Here is a 12,786-nt window from a genome sequence, read left to right as displayed (position 1 = left end):
TCGGTCGGGAAGTGTGTCTCGTTCGATCATACTCAGTAACGAATCCGTGGATCTAACCAGCCGTACAGGACGTCCGCGAGCAAGTTGGCGACGACGACGGCGACCGCCGCGTCGTCGCCCGTCGTCCTGCGGAGGGTGCGTCGGTCGGGAAGTGTGTCTCGTTCGATCATACTCAGTAACGAATCCGTGGATCTAACCAGCCGTACAGGACGTCCGCGAGCAAGTTGGCGACGACGACGGCGACCGCCACCAGCAACACCACGGCCTGCACGACGGGGAAGTCCCGCTGGAGGATGGCGCGGACGAGCAGTCGGCCGAGCCCGGGCCAGGAGAAGACCCGTTCGATGACGACGGCACCGTCGAGGAGGACGGCCACCTGAACCGCGGCGACGGTGACGACCGAGACGAGCGAGTTACGCAGGACGTGCTTGACGATCACCGTCCGCTCGGCGAGGCCCTTCGCGCGGGCGGTGCGCACGTAGTCCCGTCGGAGTTCCTCGCTCACGGCCAACCGGGTGAGCCGGGTGAACAGGGCGGCCGAGGCGGTCCCCAGCGTAATCGCCGGCAGTGTGAGGAAGGCTAACGATTCGGCCGAAAGTAGCGGTGCGACGGGCGGAATCACCGGCACGAGGTTCAGGTGGACGCCGAAGAGGAGGATGAGCAGGAGCCCGAGCCAGAAGTTCGGCGTCGCGATGCCGGCGAGCGCGACGATCCGACTGCTCTCGTCGAGGAGGCCGCCACGGTCGACCGCGGCGAGGACGCCGGCAGGGACGCCGACGAGGAGGGCAACGAGGAGGGCGGCCCCGCCGAGGAGCAGCGTCGCCGGCAGGCGGGCCGCGACGGCGGCGGTCACGCTCCGGTCGGAGACGACTCGCTGGCCGAAATCGAGGTGGAGAACGTCCCACAACCAGAGGGCGTACTGCGTGGGGAGGGGTTCGTCGAGGTGGTACTGGGCGCGAAGCGACGTCCGGAGTTCCGGCGTCGACTCCTGAAACTGCAGGACGTAGTCCACTGGCGTCCCCGGGAGGAGTTTCACCAGGCCGAAGGTGAGCACGGAGACGCCGAAGAGGATGGGAATCGTCAGGAGGGCGCGCCGGAGGACGTACCGTCGAAGCGACATCGGACCGTCGATCACTCGCCCCCGGTCGTCGTGTAGGCGCCGGCCCACGGGGCGTAGATGGCGGTGAACTCGCCGGTGTCGAGCGGATAGGTGCGAAAGCCCTCGACGGCCGCCGACCGGACGGCGTCGATGCGTTTGTTGAAGCGGACGAAGGCGACGGGCGCGTCCGCGACGATCCGGCGCTGGGCGTCCTCGTAGAGCGCACGCCGCTCGCCGGGGTCGTAGGTCGCGAGCGCCTCGTCGAGCAGTCGGTCGACCTCGTCGCTCGCGTAGTGAGCCGCGTTACAGCAGGATGGCGTGGTCTGCCCGCTATAAAACAGGTTGCGAACGAAGCTGTCGGGGTCCCAGCCGCCGGTCCAGCCGAGCGCCATCATCGAGTCGGATCGGTGAGAGTCGCCCGCGAGCACCCGAGAGATGTAGGTGTTCCACTCGAACTGGTCGAGCGAGACGTCGAAGAAGCCGGTGCGGTTCAGGCTGTCACGAACGAGCTGTGCCCACCGCACCCGCTCGGGTGTCTCGTTGGTGACGATGGTCGTCTCGTAGGGCGGCGAGACGTCGAGGTCGGCGAAGCCGGATTCGAGCAGTTCGCGGGCGCGTTCGGGGTCGTGGCCCTGGTGCTGGTCGCGCATCGCCGCCTGGAAGGACTCCGATGTGTAGTCGTCGAGGAGTGGGGAGATAGGGGCGTAGGCCGGGCGACCGATCCCGCCGTACACCGAGTCGACGATCTCCTCCCGAGGGACGAGGCGCGCGATGCCCTTCCGCACCTCGCGATTCGAGAAGGGGACGGAGTCGAGGGGGAAGACGAGCATCTCGAACCCGCCGGCGAGGCGGTCGGAAACGGTGATGGTGTCGTCCGATCGAAGGTCGGCGACCGAGTCGGCCGGCGGGTTGTTCGCCAGATCCACGTCGCCGGCCTGGAGCGCGGCCACCTGTGACGGTCCCTCGACGATGATACGGAACGTGAGCGTCTCGATCGGAGGTTGCTCGGGGGCGTCGCCCGCGCCGTCGTACCAGTGGCCGTCGGCGCGGGTGAGCCGAAAGAGCCGATCGGGTTCGTGCGCGTCGAAGGCGTAGGGACCGGTTCCGACGGGCTCCGCCGAGAGGTCGACGTCGTCGGACGCGGCCGCCTCGGGAACGATGGGCACGCCCCCGAGGGACTTCTCGAAAGGCGCGTACGGGTCGGAGAGGGTCACGTCGAGGGTGTGGTCGTCGACGACCGTCGCGTCGTCGTACCAGAGGAACACGTCCGACTCGCGGGGCGTTCCCTCGTAGCGTTCGAACGTTGCGACCACGTCGCTCGCGGTGAAGTCGCTGCCGTCGTGGAAGGTGACACCCTCGCGAAGCGAGAGCCGCCAGGTCAGGTCGCCACGCTGGTCGACGCTCGTGGCGAGCGTCGGTCGGACCTGCCCGTCGAAATCCACGGATAGCAGCGGTTCGTACACGAGGCCGAACGCCTTGCGCGAGGTGGTGTCGTTGGCCAGTGTCGGGTCGTAGTTCTTCACGTCGGCGGCGAGCGTCGCGACGAGTTCCGTCCCACCGTCGCCGCCAGAGTCGCCCGTACAGCCGGCGACACTGGCGGCCCCCGTCGCCCCGACCCAGCGCAGCAGGCGGCGACGCGATGTGGTGCCCGGTGGCATAGTGTATCACCGACGGGCGACGCCGAAATAGGCTACGATCGGTCACCCGACGGCGGACGGAGCGTGGAGGAGTCGCCGGCCGAACGGATCAGGCCGGTGCCGGCGTCGGGCGAGGCGGCGGTGAGGGACCGCCCGGCGAACCGGTCGGTGTGTCGGCACCCGGCTCCTTCGGGGCACCGGACGTCTTCTCGCCGTTCACGAGGAAGTCGGCGATGTTGCCGATGAGGACCTCGTTGTCGGCGTCGTAGGCGTTCTCGCGGGAGATGAAGCCGGTGTCACCGACGGCGGTGACGTTGCCATCCTGGCTCCGCGCGAGGATGGCGTACTGGCCGGGGTCGCGGGTCGTCGACAGGTGCGTGCCGTCGGCACCGACGAGGACGGGCGTACCGCGGCTCGTCCTGACGGGCACCGCCTCGCGGACCACGACGCGTTCGACGCCGTCCGCGAGGCCGGCATTCGAGGCCGGTTCGGCGTAGATGCTCTTGTAGTTGTTGTCGTTCTCCTGCATGTTGTAGAGGTAGCCCGACCCGTAGGCGAGGCCGTAGGTCGAGGCGAGACCCGTCGTTCGGGGGGCCGTTGGTTCGAAGCTCCCGATTCCGAGCAGCAGGCCACCCGAGGCCTGGACGGAGGGCGGGCCGCCCATCACGAGGACGCGACCACCGGCGTCGCTGAAGGCCTCGACGCCCGCGAGTTCGTCGCTCGTGAACCGCTGTCGTGGGCTGGCGACGACGAAGGCGTCGGCCGAGCGGAGCGACTCGTTGAGGCTCTGGCGCTGGCCGCGGTAGAACCGGATCTGGTGGCCGTTCTCCACGAGCGTCGAGAGCAGGGGTTCGAGCTGGGTCTTCGAGACGGCATTCTGGTGGCCGACGTCGACGAGGACGGTCTTGCCGCTCGCCGAACTCTCCATGGTGATCTCGCCGGTTTCGTCCGTCTCGTCGGGGAGGATCGAATCCGGCTGGAACTGCTGGTTCTGAACGGTCACGGTGTCGCTCCCGGAGTCGGAGCCGGAACCAACGACGTAAGGGGCGACGGCCGCCGCACCGACGATCACGACCACGATGACGACGAACAGGGCGGCGAGTCTGGATTTAGGCGCTGACATTACCGATCACCTCGTCTTGGGTCCGCACGGTTCCGTACACCATCAGGAGGGTGGGGGAGTCGACGGCATCGTAGCCGACGGGACTCTCCTCGACGACGACCGTACCGCCGTCCTCCGTGCTGAGCAGGAGGAGCCCGCCGGTCCGTGGCGGTTCCTTGCGGTAGACCTCGTAGTCGTCGAGACCGGCCGCGTTGGCGGCCTGTCGGATGGCGTCCTGAGTGGAGCCGACTTCGTCGGCCATCCCGTTGTCGACGGCGCGGGCGCCGGTGTACACCTTGGCGTGAGCGACTTCGGTGCGCGAGAGCTCGAGGTCGTCGCTGCGGTGTTTCATGACACTGCCGACGAACGCGCGCTGGAGCGTCTCGATCTGCGCGCGTCGCTGGTCGGCGGTGGCGCTCGCCTTGTCGGGACCGCTCTTGATCTCGCCGGGGAGGGAGGGTCCGGGCGCCGCGCCGCGGACGCCCACGCTGCCGACGATGGAGGCGGGCGTGACGTAGATGTCGCGAGCGGGAAGCATCGCGTAGTAGGCGCCGGAGGCGCCCGTGGACTTGACGCTCGCGACCACGGGCATCTCCTTGGCGGTCCGCTGGACCGACAGGTAGAGCTGTTCGCTCGCGGCCGCCCCGCCGCCGGGACTATCGACGTTGAGGACGACCGCATCGACCGATTCGTTCTCGCGGGCCTCGCGAAGGTCCTCCTGGACGGCCGAGACCGAGTTGGAGGAGACGAACCCTTCGACGGTGATGACGGCGACGCTGCCGTCGGGTTCGGTCGCCCGGTCGTACGCGACCGGAGCGAGGACCGCGCTCAACAGGACGGCAGCGGCCGCGACGAGGGCGTACGACTGCGCCTTCGTCAGCGAACTGCCGTCGGGACTGTTCGACATAGTGCACTCCCCCCGTGGTCCCTCCGTCGGGTAATAAGCTGGCTAAACGAAAACGGTGATTGCACCTTGTTACAGTGTCGCTCGGCCAGGGTGTGACCGAACCCGGACGGTGACGCCCTCGAAACGAGCACCAGTCACACACAGAACTACTCCGTCAGGCCGTATCCACGACGGAACAGGGCGATATCGAGGGCGACGACGACCGTCGACGCCCTCGAAACGAGCACCAGTCACACACGGAACTACTCCGTCAGGCCGTATCCACGACGGAACAGGGCGATATCGAGGGCGACGACGACCGCCGCCAGCCCCGCGAGAACCAGCAGCGAGACGTTCGGATCGACCTCCGAAGCGCCGAGGAAGCCGAAGCGAACCCCATTGACCATGTACACCATCGGGTTCAGATACGAAAGCGTCTCGAGGAGCGGCGGGAGTTCCGCGATGGAGTAGAAGACGCCACCAAAGAAGACCAGCGGCCGGAGGATGAACTGGTTCATCATCGTGAGGTCGTCCCAGTCGTCGGCCCAGAGGCCGCCGATCACGCCGATGCCCGCGAAGAGGACGGTGATGACGACGCCGAAGCCGACGAGGTAGAGCGGACGAGCGACGCCCACGGACGTGAACGCGGCGCCGACGATGGCGATGAGGACGCCCACGATGGCCCCGCGAGCGGCGCCCGCGAGGACGTACGCCGTCGCCATCTCGGTGTAGGAAAGCGGCGAGGTGAGCGGTTCGTGGATGTACTCGTTCCAGCGGCCGTGGAAGATGGAGAAGGCGGCGTTCTCGAAGGCGTTGGAGATGGCGCCGAGGACGACCAGGCCGGGGAGGATAAAGAGGATGTAGGGAATCCCCTGAATCGCGTCGATGCGACGTCCCAGGATGACACCGAACACCGAGAAGTAGAGCACGTTCGTGATCAGCGGCGGGGCGAACGTGTTCTTGGGGCGCCGGAGAAAGCGGAGTATCTCCCGGCGCGCGAGCGTCTTGAAACCCACGACGCTCATGGCCGCCCCCCGTCGGTGACCGCCGAGCCCTGGCGTGTCATCTCGACGAACACCTCTTCGAGCGACGTGCGCGACACGTCGAGGTCGACGATTTCGTAGCCAGAGGCGTCGAGTTCCCGGACGAGGTCGGGGGCGACGAGGCCCCCGCGCGAGGCGGAGACGACGAGGCGACCGTCCTCCACGTCGACCGCCTCGACCTGGCCGTTGCCGGCGGCGAGATCGGGCACCGACCGGATCGGCTCGCGGAACGTGACCGTGATGCGGTCGGTGCCGCGGTCCATGAGTTCGTCGGGGGTACTCACCGTCACGACCTGGCCGCCGTCGAGGATAGCCACCTCGTCACAGAGGCGTTCGGCCTCTTCGATGTAGTGGGTCGTGAGCAGGATTGTCGTCCCGTTCTCGTTGAGGTCGGTGATGAGGTCCCAGAGGTCGTGGCGGAGCTGGACGTCGACGCCGGCGGTCGGCTCGTCGAGGATCAGCAGGTCGGGATCGGTGACCAGCGCCCGGGCGATGAGGAAGCGCCGCTTCATCCCGCCGGAGAGCCAGTCGAACCGCGTGTCGCGTTTCTCGTAGATGCCGACCTGTTTCAGGACCTCGTCGGCGCGTTCGCGGGCCTCGCTCGCGGGGATGCCGTGGTAGCCCGCCTTGTGTTCCAGCACCTCGCGGATGGGGAAGAAGCGGTCGACGTTGAACTCCTGTGGCGCGAGGCCGATGCGGTCCCGCGCCTCCCGGTAGTCGGTCTCGACGTCGTGTCCGAACACGCGCGCATCGCCGCCGCTCTTGCGGACGAGGCCGACGAGGACGTTGATGAACGTCGTCTTGCCCGCGCCGTTCGGCCCGAGGAGCCCGAAGAAGCTCCCCTCCGGCACCGACAGCGAGACGCCGTCGAGCGCCGTCACGTCGCCGTAACGCTTCCTGAGATCGTCGATCTCTATGGCGGCCACCATCTAGTAGAACGACCGCGCTGGACGGAATTAAGCCCCGTGAAGTGTGTTTGGTCACTGATACCACGCCACAAATAATGGCCTAAAATCCATTAACGAATATTATCATTATAGATCATTAAATTTATTCTCTCCTCCGTCCTCCTCCCAGTTGCAATGCCCGTACACGACCACCCGACCCAGGCGAGAGGGATCGGCAGACGACCGACGAACGACACACGACACACATGGACCCGACCACTCAGCGAACCGACGACGAACTAGCCCAGCAAGCACCCCTCGTCCCGGACCTCGGCCGCCGCGATGGCGCCCAGTCGGCGACCGACGGCGGGACGGCGACGCGCCGCGCCACCGTGACGGACGCCACGACCCAGCGGACCTACGACGACGAACAGGCACAGGAGGCGCCGCTCGTTCCGGACCTCGGCCGGCCCGAGCGCGACCGGAAAACGGACACGGAGGCACGATGACACCCGAAGAACTCGACACCGACACGGTCACCCGGGACATCGACAACCCTGCGGCCGAGCAGTTCCGCGAAGCGCTGGCGGACCAGCAGTTCGTGTTCGCACCGGGCATCTACCACGCCCTCGACGCCCGTCTGGCCGAGATGACGGGCCACGACGCCGTCTATATGAGCGGCTACTCGACCGTCCTCGGCCAGTTCGGCTTCCCCGACCTGGAGATGGTGACGATGACCGAGATGGTCGAGAACGCAAAGCGCATCGCGGAGGCGACGACTCTGCCAGTGATCGCCGACTGTGACACCGGCTACGGCGGCATCCACAACGTCCGCCGCGCGGTCCGCGAGTACGAGAAGGCGGGCGTCGCCGCGGTCCACATCGAGGATCAGACGACGCCGAAGCGCTGTGGCCACATCGCGGGCAAACGGATCGTGTCCCGCGAAGACGCCGAGGCTCGCTTCCGCGCGGCCGTCGACGCCAAGCAGTGCGACGACACCGTCATCATCGCACGGACGGACGCCTACGGCTCCGCCAACGGCGATTGGGAGGAACACCTCGAACGCGGCCGAATCTACGCCGATGCGGGCGTCGACCTGGTCTGGCCCGAGATGCCCGACCCCTCCCGCCGGGACGCCGAGCGCTACGCCGAGACCATTCACGAGACCCACCCGGATCTCGACTTGGCGTTCAACTACTCCTCGTCGTTCGCCTGGTCCGAGGAGGAGGATCCCCTGACCTTCGCGGAACTCGGTGAACTGGGGTACAGGTACATCTTCATCACGCTCTTCGGTCTGCACTCGGGCGCTCACGCCGTCTACGAGGACTTCAAGACCCTCGCCGAGGCGGACGAGCGAGCACAGTTCGACCTCGAAGACCGCTACCTGGGCCACCCCACGGAGAGCCACCACGAACTCTCCTTCGTCAGCAAGTATCAGGGGGTCGAAGCCGAGTTCGATCCCGAGGCACGCCGCCGGATGGCGGAGTCGGCGGGCTTCAGCGAGGAGGCGAGCGACCCAATCTCCAGCGAGGACGGTGCGGAGACGACGCCCGACACCCCGCCTGCGAACGACGACTGACCGCCCCCTCCGTTTTTTTACAGCAGAAACCCGACCGTCCAGAGCGTGGCCATTCCGGCCGCGAGCGTCGCGAACATGTTTTCGGTGGTCCACGCGACGCCGGCGGCGACGAGGCCCGCGAAGAGTCGGGAATCGAGGAGCGTCGCGGTGACCGTCGGTCCGGGGTCGACGAACGCCGGTGCCACGAGCGCCGCAAGCACCGCCGCCGGGACGTACCGGAGCGCTCGCTCCAGCCACGGCGGCATCCCGTCGACCCGACCGAGCAGGTAGATGAAGGAGTAGCGGATGGCGAACGTGAGGAGGCCGACGACGAGGACGACGGCCCAGACCGAGAGCGGCCCGTAACTGGTCGTCGTCACGCGTTCCTCCCTTCGGCGACGACACCTGCGACGACGCCCGCGAGCGCCCCGCCGAGGAGGCCGAGGTTCAGCGGCCATCCCGCACCGAGGACGGCGACGCTCCCGCCGACCAGCGCCGCGACTACCCGTGGGCGATCGGACAGTTCGGGGACGAGGAGGGCGAGAAAGACCAGCGGCACCGCGAAGGAGACGCCCCAACTCTCGGGGATACTCGCGCCGAGGACGACGCCGGCGATCGTGGCGACCTGCCAGACGGCCCAGATGGTCGCCGCGGCACCGAGGTAGTACCAGCGACGATCAGTATCCCGGTTTTCGGTGAACTCGGCGATGGCGAGCGCGTAGGACATGTCCGTCAAGAGGTAGGCACACACCGCCTCCCAGCGGCGACGAATCGACTCGAAGTAGGGGGCGATGGAGGCCGAGTACATGCTCATCCGCAGGTTGATGACGACCGCAGTAAGGACGACCACCGCGAGGGGGGCGTCCTGGGCGAGGAGGTCGACGGCAGCGAGTTGTGAGGCACCGGCGAAGACGACCATCGACAGGCCAACCGCCTGGGCGGGCGAGAGGCCGGCGTCGACGGCGGCGACGCCGGCGACGACGCCGAACGGGGTCGCTCCGAGAAGGAGGGGCAGCGTCGCCTGAACGCCGGCGCGCAGGTCGTCGGGAACGTGGGCCATACCACCCCGTGTGCAGGGCACCCGCAACGACCTTTCGGTTCCGGCCGACCGTCACCAGCCGACGACGACGGCCTCGCGGATTTCGAGCGCCGTCTCGAACTCGTCGCGACGGTCGGTCTCGGAACCGATCCGTCGCAGTTGCTCGGCGTGTGCGCGGGCGACCGCGTCGATTTCCCGCCGGTCGAGGCCGAGGCGCTCGCCGATGCGTTCCCAGTGGTCCGTCGGGACGAGAAAGACCTCGCGGTCGTCGCCGTCGGCGACCCGTTCGAATTCGCGGCGGTAGGTGTCGAGACGGTCTCGAAGGTCCGACTGCACCGCCGCCAGAAGGTCGGAGAGTCGACCCGGACCCACGCTCGCCTTCGCGGCGGTGAGCATGAACACCTGCCCGTCGATGGGGGAGTTCGGCGCGCCGGACACGTCAGCCACCCGCGCGCATCGCCTTCTGTGCGAACCGCTCGATGAGTGGGTCGAGCGTGTCGGGATCTCCCTCGAACACGAAGTCGATCTGTGTCAGCGACACCGACGGCCCGACACCGACGGTCTGGGCGGAGAGGTCGGCGGCCCAGTCGTCGGCCTCGACTCGATCCTCGCTCACCCGATCGGCGCCGAGGGTTTCGAGATACTGGACGGCCAGGCGCTTCGAAATGCCACGGAACGAGCGTTCCCGGCGAACCCACTCGTCGGTCATGCGCCGCCCGCCACCGGTGGGAACACGGACAGCGTGTCGCCGTCTTCCATCACCGTCTCGGTTCCCTCCATGTGGAGCACCTCCCGACCGTTCTTCAGAATGTTGAGGTTCGGTTGCAGGTCGCCCTGGTCGTCGAGCAGGTTGCCCTCGAGACCGTCGTACGCCGATTCGAGCGTTAGGAGAACGTCACCGACCGTCGCCCCATCCTCGAACTCGCGTTCGAGCGTTTTCTGACCGACCGCCTCGCGGAAGGTTGCGAAAAACCGCAGTTCCAGATCCATGTCAGCCGTTGGGGTCCCGTCCGTAAAAAGCCACGCGACACAGTGTGACGCGACTACCCTACCGATCGCTCAGACGGATTCCGTCTTCGACGGTTCGGTAGTTGCGCTCCTGGTCGATGCGTTCGGCGACCCAGCCGACCTCCTGAATCTGCATGATGAGGTCGGCCTGCAGGTTCCGCCACGCGATGGCGTAGATGGGCGACTGCCCCCACGCGCGGAGTTCGGGGACGAACTCGTCGTACTGTTCGAGTTGGTCTTCCAGACGCTCGAGGGCGCTGACGATCCCCTGTGCAGCCTCGCGTTCGTCGTCAGCGGCGTCGACAGCCTCGTTGAGTCGGGCTTCGAGTCCGGCGACCGCCCGCTGCATGTCCTGTCGGGCCGCCTCGTCGTCCTCGGGGAGCGAGTCCAGAATCTGTCGCGGCACACCAAGGTCGAATTCGTCCATACGGGTGGGTGGCCGGCGAGGGGTAAAAGGCTCCCGACAGCGGGTCGAGACGGGACGCCGGCAGCGTACGACGACCCGTCTCAGTCGAGGAAGTCACGGAGTGCGGCCGCACAGGACCGACAGAGCAACACCCGGAGGTCGCCGTCGGCGTCGAGGAGGTCGAGAGCGCCGTAGACGTGGCCGGGTTCGATGGTCGCGCCGCAGCGATAGCAGTCGTGGGGGCGGGCGGGGTTCGACCCGGTCACTGTCCCCGGCTGGAGTCCCCGCGAGGGGTGTGCTGTTCGGTCCGGTCGGCGTCGGCTGCCGCCCCGCCCGGCATCGACGCGGCCGGATCGCCGAGGGGCGTCCCGTCGTCGACGACCGACGCGAGGCCGAGTCGCCCCGCCGTCTCGGCGGTCGGCACGCCGTCCACCGACCACCCGCGGGCCGCGTAGTAGGCGTCGAGCATCGTCTCGAACGCCTCGCGGTCGACGGTGCGGCCGGCGGCCGGGCCGTCGGGGAGCGGGTCTTCGAACAGGGCCGGCAGGGAGTCGTCGGCGCGGCCGAACCCCTCGCGGACGTTGAACAGGCGAACGAGCGTCCAGATCCGTTCGCCGACGGCTGCCAACGAGTCGCGGTCGTAGTCGAGGCCGACGGCCGCTAACCACTCCGCGCCGAGGTCCTCCCACATGGTCTCTCCAGCGAAGTCGTCGACGACGAGGCTCCAGAGCGTCGAACGGACGTTCTGTGCGCCGACGACGGTGGCGACGCGGTCGGCCGTCGTCCACGCGTCGCGAGCGAACGCCTCGCGTTCGACGGGACGGGCGCGGCGGTGACAGCCGCCACGGTCGCTGGTGGCGTAGGCGAGGGCCATGCCCGCGGCACCGCGGGGGTCGTAGGCCGGCAGTTCCATCGACTTCACCGTCGGGACGTCGGCGGCGCCGTATCGCTCGCGAGCGGCGTCGACGCCGTCGGCGAGCGTGTCGCCGAGGGGAGTCGATCGGGTGGCGATGGCCGACAGCAGGCGGTCGGCGGCGCCGGCGTCGCCGAAGGTGAGGTCCGCGTCGACGCCGTCGGCGTCGGCGGCGCGGGCAGCCCAGGCGACGGCGTTGCCCGCGCTGATGGCGTCCATCCCGAGGTGGTCACAGGTGGCGCCGAGGCGGGCGACGTCCTCGAAGTCGTCGATGCCGAGGCCGGCGCCGAGCGACATCAGGGCGCCGCCGCGCGGGACGGACTCCCCGTCCTCGGTGTCGACGCGGAAACCGCCGGGCACCTCCGCGTCCGCGTTCTCCCGGCCGGTCGACGCCTCGCGGACCGCCTCGACGCCGATGTCGCCGGCGTCCTCGAAACGGCCGCCCTGCCAGCCGCGGGTGGAGAGGACGCCCACCTCGTTTGCGAAGTCGACGCTCTCGACCGTTTCGCCGGCGGCCTGCCAGCGTCCGGTGTCGTCGTCGCGGTAGGCGGCGCCGTAGCGCTCCCGCAGGTCGGCGAGCGCCGTGGGCGGGTCGGGCGGGTCGCCGTGGACGGCGACGGCCTTCAGCCGTTTCGCGCCCATGACGGCGCCGGCCCCGCCCCGGCCGGCGTGGTGGTCGCCACCGTCGCAGGCGATCGTGGCGTAGGCCACTCGCTTCTCGCCCGCCGGACCGACGCAGGCCACGGCGCCGTCGAGGGCGTCGTCGGTGGCCGCGGTATCGGCCCCCCACAGGTCGCTCGCGTCGTCGAGACGGACGTCGCCGTCCGCGACGGTGAGCGTCGTCGGGTCGTCGGCGGTCCCCTGGATCAGCAGGCCGAAGGCCTCGGGCAGGGCGCCGGCGAGGGCGTCGGCGAACCGGCCGCCGCTGTAGGAGTCGAGGAAGGCGCCGGTTAGCGGCGACTTGGTGATCGCCGCGTATCGGGACTCGCCGGGCAGGTAGCCCGAGAGCGGGCCGAGGAGGAACGCGAGGCGGTTGTCCGGTCCCAGCGGGTCGGTGCCGGCGGCGAGTTCCTCGTATAGGTAGCGGGCGCCGAGGCCCTTGCCGCCGAGGAAGTCGCGTCGCCAGTCGCTCGGGACCCGTTCGCGGGTGACGGTCCCGGCGGAGAGGTCGACCCGTAACACGTCGCGCCGGACGGGCGATGACATCG

General features: G+C 68.6%; 17 protein-coding genes. 2 read left to right on the top strand and 15 right to left on the bottom strand.

Annotated elements, in window-relative coordinates:
* Positions 1 to 32 precede the first annotated feature (32 nt).
* From V8686_RS01360 to V8686_RS01330, 7 genes are all read right to left on the bottom strand, one after another.
* Positions 33 to 170: a hypothetical protein gene (locus V8686_RS01360; RefSeq protein ID WP_379702113.1), complete on the bottom strand. Its 138-nt coding sequence runs from the start codon at positions 168 to 170 to the stop codon at positions 33 to 35.
* A gap of 2 nt (positions 171 to 172) precedes the next feature.
* The gene (locus V8686_RS01355; RefSeq protein WP_379706424.1) at positions 173 to 1,120 is read right to left on the bottom strand and encodes an ABC transporter permease; all 948 of its coding nucleotides are present in this window, start codon (positions 1,118 to 1,120) and stop codon (positions 173 to 175) included.
* Positions 1,121 to 1,131: 11 nt separating this feature from the next.
* Positions 1,132 to 2,757 carry an ABC transporter substrate-binding protein gene (locus tag V8686_RS01350; protein ID WP_379702111.1) on the bottom strand — a complete coding sequence of 542 codons (1,626 nt, stop codon included), beginning with the start codon at positions 2,755 to 2,757 and terminating at the stop codon, positions 1,132 to 1,134.
* An 88-nt stretch (positions 2,758 to 2,845) separates the two neighbouring features.
* Positions 2,846 to 3,859 (bottom strand): DUF4350 domain-containing protein, encoded by a 1,014-nt coding sequence (locus V8686_RS01345; RefSeq protein WP_379702110.1) that lies wholly within the window; start codon positions 3,857 to 3,859, stop codon positions 2,846 to 2,848.
* Positions 3,846 to 4,745, bottom strand: a complete 900-nt coding sequence (locus V8686_RS01340; RefSeq protein ID WP_379702109.1) for a S49 family peptidase — start codon at positions 4,743 to 4,745, stop codon at positions 3,846 to 3,848. Before V8686_RS01340 ends, V8686_RS01345 begins: the two co-directional genes overlap by 14 nt.
* A gap of 242 nt (positions 4,746 to 4,987) precedes the next feature.
* A complete protein-coding gene (locus V8686_RS01335; protein WP_379702107.1) occupies positions 4,988 to 5,749 on the bottom strand; it encodes an ABC transporter permease in 762 nt (253 codons plus the stop codon).
* The gene (locus tag V8686_RS01330) at positions 5,746 to 6,696 is read right to left on the bottom strand and encodes an ABC transporter ATP-binding protein (RefSeq protein WP_379702106.1); all 951 of its coding nucleotides are present in this window, start codon (positions 6,694 to 6,696) and stop codon (positions 5,746 to 5,748) included. The genes V8686_RS01335 and V8686_RS01330 overlap by 4 nt, the downstream gene beginning before the upstream one ends.
* Before the next feature lie 224 nt (positions 6,697 to 6,920).
* Here V8686_RS01330 and V8686_RS01325 point away from each other — a divergent pair, with 224 nt between their 5' ends.
* Together V8686_RS01325 and aceA are read left to right on the top strand one after the other, a co-directional pair.
* A complete protein-coding gene (locus V8686_RS01325) occupies positions 6,921 to 7,163 on the top strand; it encodes a hypothetical protein (RefSeq protein WP_379702104.1) in 243 nt (80 codons plus the stop codon).
* Positions 7,160 to 8,233, top strand: coding sequence for an isocitrate lyase (gene aceA / locus V8686_RS01320; RefSeq protein ID WP_379702103.1), 1,074 nt, complete (start codon positions 7,160 to 7,162; stop codon positions 8,231 to 8,233). The genes V8686_RS01325 and aceA overlap by 4 nt, the downstream gene beginning before the upstream one ends.
* A 17-nt stretch (positions 8,234 to 8,250) precedes the next feature.
* On the opposite strand, the gene V8686_RS01315 is transcribed toward aceA, so the two are convergent.
* From V8686_RS01315 to V8686_RS01280, 8 genes are all read right to left on the bottom strand, one after another.
* Positions 8,251 to 8,592: an AzlD domain-containing protein gene (locus tag V8686_RS01315; protein WP_379702101.1), complete on the bottom strand. Its 342-nt coding sequence runs from the start codon at positions 8,590 to 8,592 to the stop codon at positions 8,251 to 8,253.
* Positions 8,589 to 9,272 carry an AzlC family ABC transporter permease gene (locus tag V8686_RS01310; RefSeq protein WP_379702100.1) on the bottom strand — a complete coding sequence of 228 codons (684 nt, stop codon included), beginning with the start codon at positions 9,270 to 9,272 and terminating at the stop codon, positions 8,589 to 8,591. The genes V8686_RS01315 and V8686_RS01310 overlap by 4 nt, the downstream gene beginning before the upstream one ends.
* 51 nt (positions 9,273 to 9,323) lie before the next feature.
* The gene (locus V8686_RS01305) at positions 9,324 to 9,698 is read right to left on the bottom strand and encodes a hypothetical protein (RefSeq protein ID WP_379702098.1); all 375 of its coding nucleotides are present in this window, start codon (positions 9,696 to 9,698) and stop codon (positions 9,324 to 9,326) included.
* A complete protein-coding gene (locus V8686_RS01300) occupies positions 9,691 to 9,960 on the bottom strand; it encodes a hypothetical protein (protein ID WP_379702096.1) in 270 nt (89 codons plus the stop codon). Before V8686_RS01300 ends, V8686_RS01305 begins: the two co-directional genes overlap by 8 nt.
* The gene (locus tag V8686_RS01295; protein WP_379702094.1) at positions 9,957 to 10,241 is read right to left on the bottom strand and encodes a ubiquitin-like small modifier protein 1; all 285 of its coding nucleotides are present in this window, start codon (positions 10,239 to 10,241) and stop codon (positions 9,957 to 9,959) included. The genes V8686_RS01300 and V8686_RS01295 overlap by 4 nt, the downstream gene beginning before the upstream one ends.
* A gap of 58 nt (positions 10,242 to 10,299) precedes the next feature.
* A complete protein-coding gene (locus tag V8686_RS01290; RefSeq protein WP_379702092.1) occupies positions 10,300 to 10,686 on the bottom strand; it encodes a hypothetical protein in 387 nt (128 codons plus the stop codon).
* Positions 10,687 to 10,766: 80 nt separating this feature from the next.
* Positions 10,767 to 10,931, bottom strand: a complete 165-nt coding sequence (locus V8686_RS01285) for a hypothetical protein (RefSeq protein WP_379702090.1) — start codon at positions 10,929 to 10,931, stop codon at positions 10,767 to 10,769.
* The gene (locus V8686_RS01280; protein WP_379702088.1) at positions 10,928 to 12,784 is read right to left on the bottom strand and encodes an aldehyde ferredoxin oxidoreductase family protein; all 1,857 of its coding nucleotides are present in this window, start codon (positions 12,782 to 12,784) and stop codon (positions 10,928 to 10,930) included. The genes V8686_RS01285 and V8686_RS01280 overlap by 4 nt, the downstream gene beginning before the upstream one ends.
* Positions 12,785 to 12,786 lie beyond the last annotated feature (2 nt).

It is taken from the genome of Haloplanus litoreus (assembly GCF_045690335.1).
GTDB classification, from domain to species: Archaea; Halobacteriota; Halobacteria; order Halobacteriales; family Haloferacaceae; genus Haloplanus; species Haloplanus litoreus.
This window is presented reverse-complemented; position numbering and strand designations above follow the sequence as displayed.

What these genes read in the sequence shown, in the direction of transcription:
- V8686_RS01360 (WP_379702113.1), bottom strand. Translation starts at nt 170, where the DNA reads ATGATCGAACGAGACACACTTCCCGACCGACGCACCCTCCGCAGGACG.
- V8686_RS01355 (WP_379706424.1), bottom strand. Translation starts at nt 1,120, where the DNA reads ATGTCGCTTCGACGGTACGTCCTCCGGCGCGCCCTCCTGACGATTCCC.
- V8686_RS01350 (WP_379702111.1), bottom strand. Translation starts at nt 2,757, where the DNA reads ATGCCACCGGGCACCACATCGCGTCGCCGCCTGCTGCGCTGGGTCGGG.
- V8686_RS01345 (WP_379702110.1), bottom strand. Translation starts at nt 3,859, where the DNA reads ATGTCAGCGCCTAAATCCAGACTCGCCGCCCTGTTCGTCGTCATCGTG.
- V8686_RS01340 (WP_379702109.1), bottom strand. Translation starts at nt 4,745, where the DNA reads ATGTCGAACAGTCCCGACGGCAGTTCGCTGACGAAGGCGCAGTCGTAC.
- V8686_RS01335 (WP_379702107.1), bottom strand. Translation starts at nt 5,749, where the DNA reads ATGAGCGTCGTGGGTTTCAAGACGCTCGCGCGCCGGGAGATACTCCGC.
- V8686_RS01330 (WP_379702106.1), bottom strand. Translation starts at nt 6,696, where the DNA reads ATGGTGGCCGCCATAGAGATCGACGATCTCAGGAAGCGTTACGGCGAC.
- V8686_RS01325 (WP_379702104.1), top strand. Translation starts at nt 6,921, where the DNA reads ATGGACCCGACCACTCAGCGAACCGACGACGAACTAGCCCAGCAAGCA.
- aceA (WP_379702103.1), top strand. Translation starts at nt 7,160, where the DNA reads ATGACACCCGAAGAACTCGACACCGACACGGTCACCCGGGACATCGAC.
- V8686_RS01310 (WP_379702100.1), bottom strand. Translation starts at nt 9,272, where the DNA reads ATGGCCCACGTTCCCGACGACCTGCGCGCCGGCGTTCAGGCGACGCTG.
- V8686_RS01300 (WP_379702096.1), bottom strand. Translation starts at nt 9,960, where the DNA reads ATGACCGACGAGTGGGTTCGCCGGGAACGCTCGTTCCGTGGCATTTCG.
- V8686_RS01295 (WP_379702094.1), bottom strand. Translation starts at nt 10,241, where the DNA reads ATGGATCTGGAACTGCGGTTTTTCGCAACCTTCCGCGAGGCGGTCGGT.
- V8686_RS01290 (WP_379702092.1), bottom strand. Translation starts at nt 10,686, where the DNA reads ATGGACGAATTCGACCTTGGTGTGCCGCGACAGATTCTGGACTCGCTC.
- V8686_RS01280 (WP_379702088.1), bottom strand. Translation starts at nt 12,784, where the DNA reads ATGTCATCGCCCGTCCGGCGCGACGTGTTACGGGTCGACCTCTCCGCC.